The sequence below is a fragment of the Streptomyces sp. NPDC016640 genome, assembly GCF_043076215.1.
Lineage (GTDB): Bacteria > Actinomycetota > Actinomycetes > Streptomycetales > Streptomycetaceae > Streptomyces.
Genome location: NZ_JBIBRG010000006.1, coordinates 382,651 through 398,209, shown reverse-complemented (window position 1 = coordinate 398,209; position 15,559 = coordinate 382,651). Strand labels below are relative to the sequence as shown.

Genomic DNA, 15,559 nt, shown 5'->3' with positions numbered 1-15,559 from the left:
TGTGAGAGCCTTCGTGTCGTCCGTCAGGGCTTACGGGCGGCGGATCGCGTCGACCGCGGCCGGGGCGGCGGTGCCGGCGGCCAGCTCGGTCTCCAGCAGCTGCTTGCCGAGGAGCTCGGGGTCGGGCAGCTCCATCGGGTACTCGCCGTCGAAGCAGGCGCGGCACAGGTTCGGCTTGGCGATGGTGGTCGCCTCGATCATGCCGTCGAGCGAGATGTACGACAGGGAGTCGGCGCCCAGCGAGGTGCCGATCTCGTCGATGCTCATGCCGTTGGCGATCAGCTCGGCGCGGGTGGCGAAGTCGATGCCGAAGAAGCAGGGCCACTTCACGGGCGGCGAGGAGATCCGGATGTGGACCTCGGCGGCGCCCGCCTCGCGGAGCATGCGGACCAGGGCGCGCTGGGTGTTGCCGCGGACGATCGAGTCGTCGACCACGACCAGGCGCTTGCCCTTGATGACTTCCTTCAGCGGATTCAGCTTCAGGCGGATGCCGAGCTGCCGGATGGTCTGCGAGGGCTGGATGAACGTACGTCCGACGTACGCGTTCTTGACCAGGCCGGCGCCGAAGGGGATGCCGGACGCCTCCGCGTAGCCGATGGCGGCGGGGGTCCCGGATTCCGGGGTCGCTATGACCAGGTCGGCCTCGGCCGGGGCCTCCTTGGCCAGGCGGCGGCCCATCTCGACGCGCGAGAGGTACACGTTCCGGCCGGCGATGTCGGTGTCCGGGCGGGCCAGGTACACGTACTCGAAGACACAGCCCTTGGGCTTCGCTTCCGCGAACCGGGAGGTGCGCAGTCCGTTCTCGTCGATGGCGACGAACTCGCCCGGCTCGATCTCACGGACGTAGCTGGCCCCGCAGATGTCGAGGGCGGCGGACTCGGAGGCGACGACCCAGCCGCGCTCCAGGCGGCCGAGGACCAGCGGGCGGATGCCCTGCGGGTCACGGGCCGCGTACAGGGTGTTCTCGTCCATGAAGACGAGGCTGAACGCGCCCCTGACCTTCGGCAGGACCACGTGCGCGGCCTGCTCGACCGTCACCGGTTCGCCGTCGACGGCGCGCTGGCCGGCCAGCAGGGCGGTGATCAGGTCGGTGTCGTTGGTGGCCGCGACCTTCGGGGAGCGGCCGTTCTCCTTGGGGAGTTCGGCGACCAGCTCGGCGAGCTGCGCCGTGTTGACCAGGTTGCCGTTGTGGCCGAGCGCGATGGATCCGTGCGCGGTCGCGCGGAACGTCGGCTGGGCGTTCTCCCACACGGAGGCACCGGTGGTCGAGTAACGGGCGTGTCCGACCGCGATGTGACCCTGGAGCGAACCGAGCGAGGTCTCGTCGAAGACCTGGGAAACCAGGCCCATGTCCTTGAAGACGAGGATCTGGGAGCCATTGCTGACCGCGATTCCCGCGGATTCCTGGCCCCGATGCTGGAGGGCGTAGAGCCCGAAGTACGTGAGCTTGGCGACCTCTTCGCCCGGAGCCCAGACACCGAAGACGCCGCAGGCGTCCTGGGGGCCCTTCTCTCCGGGGAGCAGGTCGTGGTTGAGTCGTCCGTCACCACGTGGCACGCCACCGAGTGTAGGCGAGATCGACCACTGGTCCGAATGCGGGATGCGGCCGCCATCGTGGATCAGCCCCCGGCGACGGCCCGGACCTCGGTCCCGTTTTGGCTGGTCAGCGTGAGCGTACGGTGATCGACGGAGTAGGCGAGCGTGGTGCCGAAGAGTTTCGTCAGGGCCTTCTCGCTGTCCATGAGTGAGTCTTCGCACATCATTCGGGTCGTGGAGGGCACGCCCAGGGTGATATGCCCGTCGCGCACGGTGGCCTCGGCGTTCACCTGGTTGCAGCCGAGGCTGCCGGAGACGGTTCCCTTCTTCTCGTCGAAGGTGAGGTGGGCGCGGCTGTCGGTGGCGGGGGTGGTGACGGTCCACTTGGTGCCGGCCAGCGGGGCGTCCTTCGCCTCGCTGAGGCGGACGGTGTCGCCGGTGTCGGTGGTGAGGGTGAGGCGGTCGTCGTTCACGTCGGCCTTCAGGGCGCTGCCGGCGAGGGTGCGGGAGAGGGCGCGTTCGAAGTCCATGGGCTGGTCGTCGCAGGCCATCTCGGTGGACGTGGCGTCGCTGAGCCTGATCCGGTCGCCGTCCACGGCTGCCTTGGCGCTGAAGGTGTTGCATCCGTAGCTGCCCTCGGCCCGGCCGTTGTCGTCGAGGGTGACGTGTGCGCTGCCGGGGGCCCGGTGAGTGGTGCCGTCGACGGTGACGCTGTCGATGCTCCAGCGGATGCCGGTGACCGGTTGGTCCACGTCGGCGGTGCCGCTGCCCGTGCCCGCCCGTTCGCTGCCACAGGCCGCCGCGAGCGGGACGAGCACGGCGACTGCCATCAGGGTCATGCGCTGCTGCTGCTTCTGCCTGTACATGCCGATTCGACGGAAGCGGGAAGCGGACGGTTCCCCTTCGGCACCGGATTCACCGCAGCAGCGGCAGGTACGGGCCGAGGTCCGCCCGCCCGCCGCCGGCGCTGACCTTGGCGTCGGCGACGGCGTCCTGCCAGGACACGCGCCCGGTGGCCAGGCGGATCCAGGTCAGCGGGTCGGTCTCGACGACGTTGGGCGGGGTGCCGCGGGTGTGCCGCGGCCCCTCGACGCACTGGACGACGGCGTACGGCGGGATCCGCACCTCGGTCGAGCCGCCGGGGGCCCGCGCGGCGAGCGCGTCGGCCAGCAGCCGGGTGCAGGCGGCCAGCGCCTGGCGGTCGTACGGGACGTCGAGGCCGGGTACGGCGGCGTTGAGGTCGTCGGTGTGGACGACGAGTTCGACGGTGCGGGTGACGACGTAGTCGGCCAGCGGCAGGGCGCCCGCGCTGGTGGGGAGCAGCCGGCCGCCGGGGTGGGCGTCGAGCCGGGCGGTGAAGCGCCGCTCGGCGTCGGCGAGGTGGGCGTCGAGGTCGGGGTGGTCCGCGGCGAGCCGGCGGGCGGTGCCGGCGATGGCGTCCGCGTCGGCGGCGATGGCGGACGGCCAGTCGAGCAGCCTCCCGTCCTGCCGCGCGGGCACGGGCTCCTCCAGCAGCCGGTCCGCGGCGGTCAGCGCCATCCCGATGTGCGCCACCAGTTCCCGCACGGTCCAGTCGCCGAGCCGGGTCGGCAGCGCGAGCTGCTCGGGGGCGAGGGTCCGCACGGCCGACCGCACGTTCCCGAACTGGGCCAGGACGGCGGCGCGGGTCCTGGCGGGGTCGTAGGAGCGGGTGCGCTTCTTGGCCGGGGGCATGGGGCGAGCCTATGCGGGTCGGAAGGGGAAGGCGGAGGACTTCGGGAGGACGACATCCGTGCAGTCACGGCGCTCGGTGACGTCGGTGACGTAGGCGCGGAAGGCCTTCTCGATCTCGGACGAGATCACCGTGTCGTAGCCGTAGGCGAGGGTCATGGTGTGGACCTGCGGCTGTCCGGCGCATACGGAGGACGCCCACCAGACCGGGTCCTCGCTGCTGCGGCCCGCCTTGCCGGGCTCGGCGGGTTCCGGCGCCTCGTCACTGCGGGTACTGGTGAGCAGGACGTTCCTCGCCCTCTCGCCGGAGTAGGTGTGAAGGGAGACGAACCACTGCCCCGGCGTCGTCGGCCGGGCGAGGTAGGAGTGGTCCTCCACCTCGGCGTGGTGGAGACCGGCCGCGCGCTCGGCCCCGAGCACGAGGACGCACCGCTCGTCCCGGAGCCGGTCGTCCGTGCGGCTCTCGAGGACCTGGTCCGGGAACCGGCCGCTCCGGGCGAAGCCGGCCTCGCGGTACCAGGCACAGGTACCCTCGGCGCGGGAGGCCGGGACGGGCCCCTCGGGCAGCGCGGGGATGTCCTCCGGCGGGTCGGGCAGCCGGTCGGCGCAGCCCAGCCGGCCCGCGAGGTTGTTGGCGGTGGTCACGGCAGTCTCGGCGAGGACGTCCCGGTCGTGGCCGGTGAGCTGGCCGTTCTCCGTGAAGGGCGGCTTGGTGACCATCAGTTCGGCCCGCGCCCACAGGGCGGTGACGGACCGCCCGTCCGCCTCGCCCCCGGCGCACGGCAGCTCGACGACGACCCCGGAGTCCGTGACGATGCCCGTGATGCCGCCGCCGAGCGGTTGGTACGGGTGGGTCGGACCGCCGTGGGGATCGAGGAGGACTTCCACCGGGTGGTCGGCGACCCGGGGTTCGTCCGCCGGCAGGACGCCCACCGCACCGGTGAAGAACCAGCGCTCCCCGCTGTTCGTGCCGTATGCCTCGCCCGCCTCGGTGCTGAAGACCTCGCAGTCCTGCGGCAGTCCGTCGTCGAGGTCGATCGTGCCTTCCTCGGAGGTCCGGTGGGTGAGGGTGCCGTCCGCCGGGGACAGGGACAGCACCCGTCCGGCCGGTACGAGTCCCCCGCAGGCCTCGTCGACCTGCCGGCGGGCGTCGACGATCTGCCAGATCTCCCGCCCGCACCAGCCGATGGCCACGACGGCTGCCAGGCACAGCAGCACGTTCACGGACTTGCGCACCCCGCTCGGTATTTCCACCGCTCCCCCCGGGTCCCCTCCGACAGCCCGTCGGAATCAGCAGCAGGCCACCCGTGCCGCAGGGCGGAGGCCCGCACACACAGTGCGGGCCTCCGCCGTGTCGTACTCCCGTGCCGGTCAGGCCAGCAGCGCCGGGATCGTCGCCTCGTGGGCCTCGCGCAGCTCGGCCAGGGTGAGGGTGAACTCGCCCTGGAGCTCCACCGTGTCGCCGTCCACGACGCCGACGCGGGTGGCCGGGAGGCCGCGGGCGCCGCACATGTCGTTGAAGCGGACCTCCTCCGAGCGCGGCACGGCGACGATCGCGCGCCCGGCCGACTCGGAGAACAGGAAGGTGAAGGCGTCGAGCCCGTCCGGGACGACCAGACGCGCGCCCTTCTCCCCGAGGAGCGCCGACTCGACGACCGCCTGAATCAGACCGCCGTCCGACAGGTCGTGCGCGGAGTCGATCATGCCGTCGCGGGAGGCGGAGATCAGGATCTCGGCCAGCAGACGTTCCCGCTCCAGGTCGACCTTCGGGGGCAGACCGCCCAGGTGGTCGTGGATCACCTGGGACCAGGCCGAGCCGCCGAACTCCTCACCGGTGTCGCCGAGGAGGTAGAGCAGCTGGCCGTCCTCCTGGAAGGCGACCGGCGTGCGCCGGGCCACGTCGTCGATGACGCCGAGGACCGCGACCACCGGGGTCGGGTGGATGGCGGCCTCGCCGGTCTGGTTGTAGAGCGAGACGTTGCCGCCGGTCACCGGGGTGCCGAGCTGCAGGCAGCCGTCGGCGAGACCGCGCACGGCCTCCGCGAACTGCCACATCACCGCCGGGTCCTCCGGCGAGCCGAAGTTCAGGCAGTCGGAGACGGCGAGCGGCTTGGCACCGGTCGTCGCCACGTTGCGGTAGGCCTCGGCGAGTGCCAGCTGCGCGCCCGCGTAGGGGTCGAGCTTGGCGTAGCGGCCGTTGCCGTCGGTGGCGATCGCGACGCCGAGGCCGGATGCCTCGTCGATGCGGATCATGCCGGAGTCCTCGGGCTGGGCGAGGACCGTGTTGCCCTGCACGAAGTGGTCGTACTGCTGGGTGATCCACCGCTTGGACGCCTGGTTGGGCGACCCGACCAGCCTCAGGACCTGGTCCTTCAGCTCCTCGGAGGTCTCCGGGCGGGGCAGCTTGTTCGCGTCGTCCGCCTGGAGCGCGTCCTGCCAGGACGGGCGGGCGTACGGGCGCTCGTAGACCGGGCCGTCGTGGGCGACGGTGCGCGGGTCGACGTCGACGATCTTGCCGCCGTGCCAGAAGATCTCCAGGCGGTCGCCGTCGGTGACCTCGCCGATCACGGTGGCGATGACGTCCCACTTGTCGCAGATCTCGAGGAAGCGGTCGACCTTGCCGGGCTCGACGACCGCGCACATGCGTTCCTGCGACTCGCTCATCAGGATCTCCTCGGGGGAGAGCGTCGAGTCGCGCAGGGGGACGTCGTCGAGGGTGACCCGCATGCCGCCGGAGCCGTTGGAGGCCAGTTCGCTGGTCGCGCAGGACAGGCCCGCGGCCCCCAGGTCCTGGATGCCGACGACCAGCTTCTCGGCGAACGCCTCCAGGGTGCACTCGATGAGCAGCTTCTCCTGGAAGGGGTCGCCGACCTGGACGGCCGGGCGCTTGGACGGCTTGGCGTCGTCGAAGGTCTCGGAGGCCAGGATGGAGGCGCCGCCGATGCCGTCGCCGCCGGTCCGGGCCCCGTACAGGATGACCTTGTTGCCGGCGCCGGAGGCCTTGGCGAGGTGGATGTCCTCGTGCCGCATGACGCCGATGGCACCGGCGTTGACCAGCGGGTTGCCCTGGTAGCAGGCGTCGAAGACGACCTCGCCGCCGATGTTGGGCAGGCCCAGGCAGTTGCCGTAGCCGCCGATGCCGGCGACGACGCCGGGCAGCACGCGCTTGGTGTCGGGGTGGTCCGCGGCGCCGAAGCGCAGGGGGTCCACGACGGCGACCGGGCGGGCGCCCATCGCGATGATGTCGCGGACGATGCCGCCGACACCGGTGGCCGCGCCCTGGTAGGGCTCGACGTACGACGGGTGGTTGTGCGACTCGACCTTGAAGGTGACCGCGTAGCCCTGGCCGACGTCGACGACGCCGGCGTTCTCGCCGATGCCGACGAGCATCGCGTCGGACTCGGGGGCCTTCTCGCCGAACTGGCGGAGGTGGACCTTGGAGGACTTGTACGAGCAGTGCTCGGACCACATCACCGAGTACATGGCGAGCTCGGCCCCGGTGGGGCGGCGGCCGAGGATCTCGACCACGCGCTCGTACTCGTCCTTCTTCAGGCCCAGCTCGGCCCAGGGCAGCTCGACGTCGGGGGTCGCGGCCGCGTGCTCGACCGTGTCCAGAGGCGTCCGGCTCATGCGTTGACCAGCTTCTTGAGGATCGAGGTGAAGAACGGGAGGCCGTCGGTGCGGCCGGTGCCGATCAGCGGCTCGACGGCGTGCTCGGGGTGCGGCATCAGGCCGACGACGTTCCCCGCGGCGTTGGTGATGCCGGCGATGTCGTTGAGCGAGCCGTTCGGGTTGACGTCCAGGTAGCGGAAGGCGACGCGGCCCTCGGCCTCCAGCTCGTCCAGCGTCCGCCGGTCGGCGACGTAGCGGCCGTCCATGTTCTTCAGCGGGATGTGGATCTCCTGGCCGGCCGTGTAGTCGGTGGTCCAGGCGGTGCCCGCGTTCTCCACCCGCAGCTTCTGGTCGCGGCAGATGAAGTGCAGGTGGTCGTTGCCCAGCATCCCGCCGGGGAGCAGGTGCGCCTCGGTGAGGATCTGGAAGCCGTTGCAGATGCCGAGCACCGGCAGACCGGACCTGGCCTGGTCGATGAGCGTGTCCATCACCGGTGAGAAGCGCGCGATGGCGCCGGCGCGCAGATAGTCGCCGTACGAGAAACCACCGCAGAGCACCACGGCGTCGACCTGCTTGAGGTCCTTGTCCTTGTGCCAGAGGGCGACGGGCTCGGCACCGGCGACGCGGATCGCGCGCCGGGTGTCCCGGTCGTCCAGGCTGCCGGGGAAAGTGACGACGCCAATACGAGCGGTCACTTCGCGGCCTCCGCGACTTCCTCGACCCGCACGGTGAAGTCCTCGATCACGGTGTTGGCGAGGAAGGATTCCGCAAGATCGTGGATACGGGCGAGCGCGGCCTCGTCGACCGGCCCGTCAACTTCCAGTTCGAATCGCTTTCCCTGACGGACGTCCGAGATCCCCTCGAAACCCAGTCGCGGCAGTGCGCGCTGCACCGCCTGGCCCTGGGGGTCGAGGATCTCCGGCTTGAGCATGACGTCGACTACGACGCGTGCCACTGGCACTCCCGGTGTGTGGTGCTGAGCAGGTTCCTTCAGACTACCCGCACAAAATTTCTACGCGGGTAGAGTTGTAGGAATCTACGTGAGCCCGATCACGATTCGGCATCGCGGGGAGACCTCCGGGAAAAGATCCGGGAAAGATCCATGTTTGCTCGCACATCTCTATTGCGCCCCGGCCGCACGGCCAGATTCAGTCGAGCCCCACAATGCATTGCCAGGCACTGTACAAATGAATTGGCTTTAGTAGATACTTTGCCCGATTACAGGCGGACAGCCGACATCTCGGCGACGTACCGGCACGTCATCAAGGACGTCCGGACGAGAGGTGCCGCACGAAGGGACCGGTATTCGTGGCGCAGAAGGTCGTGGTCACTCTCTTTGACGACATCGACGGCTCGGAAGCGGCGGAAACGATCGCCTTCGGACTGGACGGCAAGTCGTACGAGATCGACCTCAACGAAGTCAACGCCCAGCAGCTGCGCAAGGCTCTGGCGCCCTACGTGGACGCCGGCCGCAAGCGGGCCCGCTCCGGCAGGACGTACCGGCAGACCGAGGTCGCCCCCGACCCGGCGGCCGTGCGCGCCTGGGCGCAGGCGAACCGGATGGACGTCCCCGCGCGCGGACGGATCCCCAAGAAGGTCTACGAGGCGTTCGCCGCCGCACGGTGAGCCGGCCGGGTGACGCCGCCGGGCCGGCCGGGTGACCGTGCCGACGGCCGGTCACCCGCCCCTCGCGGCAACCGACTTGCGCAACACCCCCGCTGATCAGCTAGAGTCTGGAGCACGCCGAGGGGCGAGGCCGAAAGGCCCGGCTCACGGAGTACACGCGGGTGTAGTTCAGTAGTAGAACATCCCCCTTCCAGGGGGAAGGCGCAGTGTGCAATTCCTGTCACCCGCTCCGCACCGCCGTACCGACCACTGATGTGGATCGGGTAGGCTGGTGCCCGCGCCGACCGGTGAGAGCCGGTCGGAGGCAATGCGGACGTAGCTCAGTTGGTAGAGCGCAACCTTGCCAAGGTTGAGGTCGCGAGTTCGAGCCTCGTCGTCCGCTCAGGGATCAAGGCCCCGGTCATCGACCGGGGCCTTTGTCGTGGGCCCGGACCCCCTCTGACATTTGTCATGTTCGCCAATGACAGCGCGCACTGCCCCGGGCCCCCGGCCGCCGGGATGCTCGAGACATGGAAGCGAACGAACACGAACACGTGATTGAGGTCACCGGCCTGCGACGTGTCTACGGGGGCGGGTTCGAGGCGGTGCGCGGAATCGACTTCTCCGTGCGGCGCGGCGAGATCTTCGCCCTGCTGGGCACCAACGGCGCCGGCAAGACCTCCACCGTCGAACTGCTGGAAGGGCTCGCCGCCCCGGCCGGCGGACGGGTCCGGGTCCTCGGACACGACCCGTACACCGACCGCGCCGCCGTACGGCCCCGCACCGGCGTGATGCTCCAGGAAGGGGGCTTCCCCTCCGAGCTCACCGTCGCCGAGACCGCGCGGATGTGGGCGGGGTGCGTCAGCGGGGCCCGGCCGGAGCGGGAGGTACTCGCGCTGGTCGGGCTGGAGACCAGGACCGGCGTCCGCGTGAAGCAGCTGTCCGGGGGCCAGCGCCGCCGCCTGGACCTGGCGCTCGCCCTGCTCGGCGATCCCGAGGTCCTCTTCCTCGACGAACCCACCACCGGCCTCGACGCCGAAGGACGCCGGGACACCTGGGAGTTGGTGGGCGCGCTGCGCGACGCCGGGACGACCGTGCTCCTCACCACGCACTACCTGGAGGAGGCCGAGAACCTCGCCGACCGGCTCGCGATCATGCACGAGGGCCGCATCGCCGTCACCGGCACCCCGGCCGAGGTGACCGCCACCGAACCGTCCCGCATCACCTTCGAACTGCCCCGGGGCTACTTCGTGGGCGATCTGCCGCCGCTCGGTGAACTGGGCGTGAGCGCCCACGAGGTGGACGGGCGCACGGTCCGGCTGCGGACCCGGGACCTGCAACGGGCCGCCACCGGACTGCTGGTGTGGGCGCAGCACGCCCAGGTGGAACTGCGCCGGCTGGACGTGCGGTCGGCGTCCCTCGAGGAGGCGTTCCTCGGCATCGCCAAGGAAGCGTCGGGCGCGACCACCACCACGAAGGAGTACGCGGCATGAGCACCGGCGTGACCACACCGACGAGCCGGATGACCGCGCTCGCCCGTGCCGAACTGACGCTGCTGGGGCGGAGCAGGGGCACCCTCGTCGCCGCGGTCTTCGTGCCGCTGGTACTGCCGCTCAGTGTGCGCTCGGCGACCGAGCAGATGGACCTCGCCGGGGCCGGACTGACCCCCGGCACCGTCGTCCTGCCCGCCGCCGTCGGGTTCTCCCTGCTCTTCGCCGTGTACTCGGCCCTGGTGGGCGTCTTCGTCGTCCGGCGCGAGGAGCTCGTGCTCAAGCGGCTGCGCACGGGCGAGCTGCGGGACGGCGAGATCCTCGGCGGATCCGCGCTGCCGTCCGTCCTCACCGGACTGGCGCAGTGCCTGCTGCTGGCGGCGGGCTGCTCCGTGCTCCTCGACCTGTCCGCGCCGTCCGCGCCGCATCTGGCCGTCCTCGGTCTGCTGTCGGGACTCGTGCTGTGCGCCGCGCTCGCGGCGGTCACCGCGAGTTTCACCCGCACCGGGGAGAGCGCGCAGGTCACCCCGATGCCCCTGATGATCGTCTCGATGCTCGGCTCCGGCATGTTCGTCCCCCTGGAGCTGCTCCCCGACCGGCTGGCCTCCGTCTGCGAACTGCTGCCGCTGACCCCGGTCGTCACCCTGGTGCGCGGCGGCTGGACCGGTGACCTGTCGGCATTCGAGGCACTGGGCGCCGTGGCGACGGCGGTGGCCTGGATCCTGGTGGCGGTGTTTGCTGTACGGCGGTGGTTCCGCTGGGAGCCGAGGCACTGACCCACGTGGGAGCAGGGGGAGACGGGACGATGAGCGGGCAGGACGGCTGGTGGGGGCGCAAGAGCACTCCGGCCAAGTTCGAGACGTACACGCGGGGGTCGTTCCACCTGCTCGCGCTGATCGAGATGATGACGGTCTGCGGGCCGGTGATCGGGCAGGTGGGGCCGCGGCTGACCGCGCTGCTGCTGTTCCTGGGGGCGGCGCACAGCGTGTTCTTCGCCGTGACCGCCTCGCACGCCCTGGACTGGCTGCGCGGGCAGCGCGAGCAGCCCGTCCGGACCCTGTGGACGTTCAGTGCCTGCACCGCGGTGGTGGCCGTCGTCGCGCTCGCCGTCACCGAGTTCGGGCCGGCCGGCAAGGAGGCCGACGGCGCGGCCGGTGCGCTCCTCACGATCGTGACGGCCTTCGGCAGCGGCGTGGTCGCCCTGGGAGTCCGCGGCCGACGGCAGATGTTCACCACCGTGGCGGGCTTCGCGCTGGGCACGGGAGCCGTGTCCCTCCTCCTCGGTCTGCCCGGGCTCGTCACCGCGGTCATCACCCTGGTCGTGCTGGCCTGCGGCGGGTTCTTCGCCTCCACCTCCCTCTTCTCCGCCTGGCTGCTCAACGCCGTCTACGAACTGGACGAGGCCCGCGAGACCCGCGCCCGGCTCGCCGTCGCGGAGGAACGTCTCAGGTTCGGACGCGACCTGCACGACGTCATGGGGCGCAACCTCGCCGTGATCGCGCTGAAGAGCGAGCTGGCCGTCCAGCTCGCCCAGCGGGAGCGGCCGGAGGCCGTGACCGAGATGATCGAGGTGCAGCGCCTCGCGCACGAGGCACAGCGGGAGGTGCGGGAGGTGGTGCGCGGCTACCGCGAGGCCGACCTCTCCGGTGAACTCGCGGGCGCCCAGGGCGTGCTGACCGCCGCCGGCATCGACTGCACCGTCACCGGCCCCTCGGCCGGGCTCCCCGCACCGGTGCAGTCCGCGCTCGGCTGGGTGGTGCGGGAGGCCGCCACGAACGTCCTGCGGCACGGCGACGCACGGCACTGCACCATGGCGCTGCGGGTGGGGGAGGGGCGCGTGGTGCTGACGGTGGAGAACGACGGGGCCCCGGGCACCGGCGGTCCGGGCCGGGGCTCGGGACTCGTCGGGCTGCGCGAGCGGCTGGCGGAGATCGGGGGCACGCTGCGGGCCGGCCCCGCCGGCGACGGGGTCTTCCTGCTGACCGTCGAGGTGCCGCTGCCCGCGCATTCCGGCGAGGCTCCCCCCGCGGCGTTCGCCGCCGTCCACACCCCGCGACCCGTGAGCGAGGCCACCCCATGACGACACCCGGGCCCGTTCGGCTGCTGCTGGCCGACGACGAGCATCTGATCAGGGGCGCGCTCGCCGCGCTGCTCTCGCTCGAGGACGATCTGACGGTCGTCGCCGAGGCGGCCTCCGGGCCGGAGGCGCTGGCGATGGCACGGGCGCACGCCCCCGACGTCGCCGTACTGGATCTGCAGATGCCCGGCGCGGACGGTGTGAAGGTCGCCACAACCCTGCGGGCCGAGCTGCCCGGCTGCCGGGTGCTGATCGTGACCAGTCACGGGCGGCCCGGGCATCTGAAGCGGGCGCTCGCGGCAGGTGCGCGCGGGTTCGTCCCCAAGACGGTCAGCGCCCAGCACCTCGCGGAGATCATCCGCACGGTGCACGCGGGAAACCGTTACGTGGATCCCGAGTTGGCGGCCGACGCGATCGCCGCCGGTGACTCCCCGCTGACCGCGCGCGAGGCCGAGGTGCTGGAGCTCGCGGCGGACGGGGCGCCCGTGGCGGAGATCGCGGAACGGGCGGCACTGACCCAGGGGACCGTGCGGAACTACCTCTCCTCGGCCGTCTCGAAGCTCGGGGCGGAGAACCGTCATACGGCGGTGCGCCTCGCGCGCGAGCGAGGTTGGGTATAGTTGGCCTCGCGCCACGGCGCAACGCGGACGTAGCTCAGTTGGTAGAGCGCAACCTTGCCAAGGTTGAGGTCGCGAGTTCGAGCCTCGTCGTCCGCTCAGGGATCAGGGCCCCGGTCATCGACCGGGGCCTTTGTCGTGGGCCCGGCATGTCGTGCGGTCGGGCCCGGGGGCCGCGGCCGGGGGCGGTGGCCGCGCGGCGGCCGGGCCCGGAGCCGCGGCCCGGGCCCGGAGCCGCGACCCGGGCCCGGAGCCGCGGCCCGGGCCCGGTGGTCGCCGTTCAGCTCCAGGTGGTGCCGGTCAGACGCTCGTACGCCTCGACGTACTTGGCCCGGGTCGCGTCCACCACCCGCTGCGGCAGCGGCGGCGGGGGCTGCTCGCTCCTGCGGTCCCAGCCCGACTCGGCCGAGGTCAGCCAGTCCCGCACGAACTGCTTGTCGTACGACGGCTGCGGCCGGCCCGGCTCCCACTGCTCCGCCGGCCAGAACCGGGAGGAGTCCGGGGTGAGCACCTCGTCCGCGATGACCAGGGTCTCGCCGTCGAAACCGAACTCGAACTTGGTGTCGGCGAGGATGATGCCCCGGTCGCGGGCGACGTCCCGGGCCCGGGAGTAGGCGGCGAGGGTCGCCTGGCGCAGCTGGGCCGCGGTCTCCGCGCCGACCTGGCGGGCGACCTCCTCGTAGGAGACGTTCTCGTCGTGTTCGCCGACGGCGGCCTTGGTGGCCGGCGTGAAGATCGGGGCGGGCAGTTCCGAGCCGTCCACCAGGCCCTCCGGGAGGGCGAGGCCGCAGACCGTGCGGGACTCGTCGTACTCGGCCAGCCCGGAACCGGTGAGGTAGCCGCGGGCCACGCACTCCACCGGAACCATGTTCAGGGACTTGCAGACGAGGGTGCGGCCCGCCCAGCCGGCGGGGGCGCCGGCCGGGAGTTCGGTGCTCAGGACGTGGTGCGGCAGCAGATCGGCGAGCTGGTCGAACCACCACAGGGAGAGCCGGGTGAGGACGCGGCCCTTGTCGGGGATCTCGGTCGGCAGCACCCAGTCGTAGGCGGAGATGCGGTCGCTGGCGACCATCACGAGGTCCCCCGCCTCGTTCCGGTACAGCTCGCGCACCTTCCCGGTGTGCAGATGCACCAGACCCGGAACCTGGACTGGCTCGGGCTTTTCGACGAATCCGGACACGGTTCCTCCCCGTGGTTCTGTCCAACTGACTCGATTCTCCCGTACGGGGCGAACGGTCCGGGGCGGGGGTGGGTACGGATGGGCCGCTCGGGTGGTACGGGTGGGCCGCCGGGGTGGATCGCGTGTGCGGGTACGGGGTCAGTCGCGCTTGCAGATGCGGTCCAGGAGGTTGGCGGTGGCGCGCTGGATCCGCGGGTCGGTGTGGCCCGGGCGGTCCAGCGCCGGTGACCAGGCGAAGGTGCCCGACGCGAAGACCCACGCCCCGGAGGGCGCCCGGTACAGGGACGTCTCCTGGTGGCGCCGGGCGCCGGAGCGGTCGGTGTAGGGGGAGTGCGCGAGCAGGACGCGCTCCTCGTGCCGGGGCAGCGGGGTGCGCGGGTAGTAGCGGTCGGCCTCGCCCGCGACCATGCCCGCTATGCCGTCCCCCTCGTGGGCGCCGGTCGCCTCCCACATCCAGTGGCCGGCGTTGCGGACGATCAGCGGGTGCGGCTCCGGCACGTTGCCGGCGTACTGGATGCCCAGCAGCTGCTGCTCCGCGCGGTCGATCTCCCGCCACAGCACGGGTCTGCCCGGGCCGCGGCGTTTGCGGCAGGTCAGCAGGCGGTCGGGGCCGGACGGGGAAGGGGCGAGCTCGACCTGCCAGTACAGGGTGTTGGCGGAGAGGAAGACCAGGGACGTGCCGTGCTCGCGGGCGTCTTCCACGGCGGCGCGCATGGGCCGCGACCAGTACTCGTCGTGGCCGGGGAAGATCAGGCCCCGGTAGCGGGCGGGGTCGACGCGACCGGCGTGCAGGTCGCGCGCGTCCGCGTAGGCGAGGTCGTAGCCGTAGCGCTCGGCCCAGCGGATGACGTCGTAGGCGTGGCCGACGTGCAGCGGGAGGCCGGCGCCCGCGTACGGGCGGTCGAAGGAGACGGTCGTGGCGGCGTCGGCCTCGCCGAGCAGCCTGCCCTCCTCGTCCCAGGCGTGGTAGAGGCTCGCGCCGGTGCGGCCGTCCTCCGGGTAGAGGTTGTACGCCTGCCAGGTGACGTCGGGCAGGACGAGGAGGAGGTCCGCCGGACGGACGTCGCGGACGGTGAACGGGATGTGCGAGCGGTGGCCGTCGGCCGTGGTGAGGACGGCGACGTACGCGCCGACACTCCAGTACGAGGGGATCGGCAGCCGCCAGGACAGCCACCAGTGGTGGCAGGAGACGGTGCGGTCGGCGGTGAGCGGCGGGGGCTGGACGAGGCCGGAGAGGCGGGGGCTGGAGGTGATGTGGGTGGCGCCGTGGCCGCCGTAGTGGCCGATGCGGTAGACGTCGACGCCGAACTCCTGGGGCGGGTCGACGGTGACGTGGAAGTCGATGGCCTCGCCGGGCGCGACACCGCCGGTGGAGGTGAAACCCTTGATCTGGCGGCGCACGTCGTCGACGGCGCGGGGTCCGCCCGACGTGCGGGGCGCCGGGATCGCGGGGCCGCCGGGTTTCGACGGGCCGGCGGCGGCCCGTCCCGGGCGCGCGTACGGATCCGGGTCCACGTACCACGGGACGACCTGGCCGGTCTCCCCGAAGTAGGTCTCGCTGCCGCGCAGCCACGGCAGGGGGCCCTGCCCGAAAGGATCGTTCACGGCGTGCGCCAGCGCTCCCGACTCCCAGCGGCGGATCTGCTCCGAACCCATGACCGCTCCCCTCCCTCTCGCCCCCGTCTGCCCCGTCTGCCCCCCGTTGCGGTGCGGTGCGTGGTGCTGTTCGGCA

Annotated in this window: 14 protein-coding genes and 3 tRNA genes; 8 read left to right on the top strand and 9 right to left on the bottom strand. The window is 71.8% G+C overall.

Features of this window, described 5'->3' with window-relative positions; translation table 11 throughout:
* Nucleotides 1-30 precede the first annotated feature (30 nt).
* From purF to purS, 7 genes are all read right to left on the bottom strand, one after another.
* Nucleotides 31-1,557, bottom strand: a complete 1,527-nt coding sequence (gene purF, locus ACF07S_RS15790; protein ID WP_391962498.1) for an amidophosphoribosyltransferase — start codon at nt 1,555-1,557, stop codon at nt 31-33.
* A 62-nt stretch (nt 1,558-1,619) separates the two neighbouring features.
* Complete coding sequence (locus ACF07S_RS15785; RefSeq protein ID WP_391962499.1) at nt 1,620-2,402, bottom strand: META domain-containing protein; 783 nt, start codon at nt 2,400-2,402, stop codon at nt 1,620-1,622.
* A 49-nt stretch (nt 2,403-2,451) separates the two neighbouring features.
* A complete protein-coding gene (locus tag ACF07S_RS15780; protein WP_391962500.1) occupies nt 2,452-3,249 on the bottom strand; it encodes a sterol carrier family protein in 798 nt (265 codons plus the stop codon).
* Nucleotides 3,250-3,258: 9 nt separating this feature from the next.
* Complete coding sequence (locus tag ACF07S_RS15775) at nt 3,259-4,500, bottom strand: hypothetical protein (protein WP_391974382.1); 1,242 nt, start codon at nt 4,498-4,500, stop codon at nt 3,259-3,261.
* A gap of 117 nt (nt 4,501-4,617) precedes the next feature.
* Entirely contained in the window at nt 4,618-6,876 is a 2,259-nt protein-coding gene (gene purL, locus ACF07S_RS15770) for a phosphoribosylformylglycinamidine synthase subunit PurL (RefSeq protein WP_391962502.1), read from the bottom strand.
* On the bottom strand, nt 6,873-7,553 hold the full coding sequence (gene purQ / locus ACF07S_RS15765; RefSeq protein WP_391962503.1) for a phosphoribosylformylglycinamidine synthase subunit PurQ: 681 nt from the start codon (nt 7,551-7,553) through the stop codon (nt 6,873-6,875). Before purQ ends, purL begins: the two co-directional genes overlap by 4 nt.
* A complete protein-coding gene (purS, locus tag ACF07S_RS15760) occupies nt 7,550-7,813 on the bottom strand; it encodes a phosphoribosylformylglycinamidine synthase subunit PurS (RefSeq protein WP_006133353.1) in 264 nt (87 codons plus the stop codon). Before purS ends, purQ begins: the two co-directional genes overlap by 4 nt.
* A gap of 353 nt (nt 7,814-8,166) precedes the next feature.
* Here purS and ACF07S_RS15755 point away from each other — a divergent pair, with 353 nt between their 5' ends.
* The 8 genes from ACF07S_RS15755 to ACF07S_RS15720 all read left to right on the top strand — a co-directional run bounded on the left by ACF07S_RS15755 (nt 8,167) and on the right by ACF07S_RS15720 (nt 12,746).
* Nucleotides 8,167-8,484: an Lsr2 family protein gene (locus ACF07S_RS15755; RefSeq protein WP_391962504.1), complete on the top strand. Its 318-nt coding sequence runs from the start codon at nt 8,167-8,169 to the stop codon at nt 8,482-8,484.
* Between the two features lie 157 nt (nt 8,485-8,641).
* Nucleotides 8,642-8,713: transfer RNA gene (locus tag ACF07S_RS15750), tRNA-Gly, on the top strand.
* An 80-nt stretch (nt 8,714-8,793) separates the two neighbouring features.
* Nucleotides 8,794-8,866: transfer RNA gene (locus tag ACF07S_RS15745), tRNA-Gly, on the top strand.
* 127 nt (nt 8,867-8,993) lie between these two features.
* Entirely contained in the window at nt 8,994-9,956 is a 963-nt protein-coding gene (locus ACF07S_RS15740) for an ABC transporter ATP-binding protein (RefSeq protein ID WP_391962505.1), read from the top strand.
* Nucleotides 9,953-10,729 (top strand): ABC transporter permease, encoded by a 777-nt coding sequence (locus ACF07S_RS15735; RefSeq protein ID WP_391962506.1) that lies wholly within the window; start codon nt 9,953-9,955, stop codon nt 10,727-10,729. Before ACF07S_RS15740 ends, ACF07S_RS15735 begins: the two co-directional genes overlap by 4 nt.
* A 29-nt stretch (nt 10,730-10,758) precedes the next feature.
* Nucleotides 10,759-12,033 (top strand): sensor histidine kinase, encoded by a 1,275-nt coding sequence (locus ACF07S_RS15730; RefSeq protein ID WP_391974381.1) that lies wholly within the window; start codon nt 10,759-10,761, stop codon nt 12,031-12,033.
* On the top strand, nt 12,030-12,650 hold the full coding sequence (locus ACF07S_RS15725; RefSeq protein ID WP_391962508.1) for a response regulator: 621 nt from the start codon (nt 12,030-12,032) through the stop codon (nt 12,648-12,650). Before ACF07S_RS15730 ends, ACF07S_RS15725 begins: the two co-directional genes overlap by 4 nt.
* A 23-nt stretch (nt 12,651-12,673) precedes the next feature.
* Nucleotides 12,674-12,746, top strand: a tRNA-Gly gene (locus ACF07S_RS15720).
* A 181-nt stretch (nt 12,747-12,927) separates the two neighbouring features.
* Here ACF07S_RS15720 and ACF07S_RS15715 read toward each other — a convergent pair.
* The gene (locus ACF07S_RS15715; RefSeq protein ID WP_391962509.1) at nt 12,928-13,827 is read right to left on the bottom strand and encodes a phosphoribosylaminoimidazolesuccinocarboxamide synthase; all 900 of its coding nucleotides are present in this window, start codon (nt 13,825-13,827) and stop codon (nt 12,928-12,930) included.
* A 138-nt stretch (nt 13,828-13,965) separates the two neighbouring features.
* Nucleotides 13,966-15,483, bottom strand: a complete 1,518-nt coding sequence (locus tag ACF07S_RS15710; protein ID WP_391962510.1) for a N,N-dimethylformamidase beta subunit family domain-containing protein — start codon at nt 15,481-15,483, stop codon at nt 13,966-13,968.
* Between the last annotated feature and the right edge of the window lie 76 nt (nt 15,484-15,559).

What these genes read in the sequence shown, in the direction of transcription:
- ACF07S_RS15785 (WP_391962499.1), bottom strand. Translation starts at nt 2,402, where the DNA reads ATGTACAGGCAGAAGCAGCAGCAGCGCATGACCCTGATGGCAGTCGCC.
- ACF07S_RS15725 (WP_391962508.1), top strand. Translation starts at nt 12,030, where the DNA reads ATGACGACACCCGGGCCCGTTCGGCTGCTGCTGGCCGACGACGAGCAT.
- purL (WP_391962502.1), bottom strand. Translation starts at nt 6,876, where the DNA reads ATGAGCCGGACGCCTCTGGACACGGTCGAGCACGCGGCCGCGACCCCC.
- ACF07S_RS15710 (WP_391962510.1), bottom strand. Translation starts at nt 15,483, where the DNA reads ATGGGTTCGGAGCAGATCCGCCGCTGGGAGTCGGGAGCGCTGGCGCAC.
- ACF07S_RS15780 (WP_391962500.1), bottom strand. Translation starts at nt 3,249, where the DNA reads ATGCCCCCGGCCAAGAAGCGCACCCGCTCCTACGACCCCGCCAGGACC.
- ACF07S_RS15740 (WP_391962505.1), top strand. Translation starts at nt 8,994, where the DNA reads ATGGAAGCGAACGAACACGAACACGTGATTGAGGTCACCGGCCTGCGA.
- ACF07S_RS15735 (WP_391962506.1), top strand. Translation starts at nt 9,953, where the DNA reads ATGAGCACCGGCGTGACCACACCGACGAGCCGGATGACCGCGCTCGCC.
- ACF07S_RS15730 (WP_391974381.1), top strand. Translation starts at nt 10,759, where the DNA reads ATGAGCGGGCAGGACGGCTGGTGGGGGCGCAAGAGCACTCCGGCCAAG.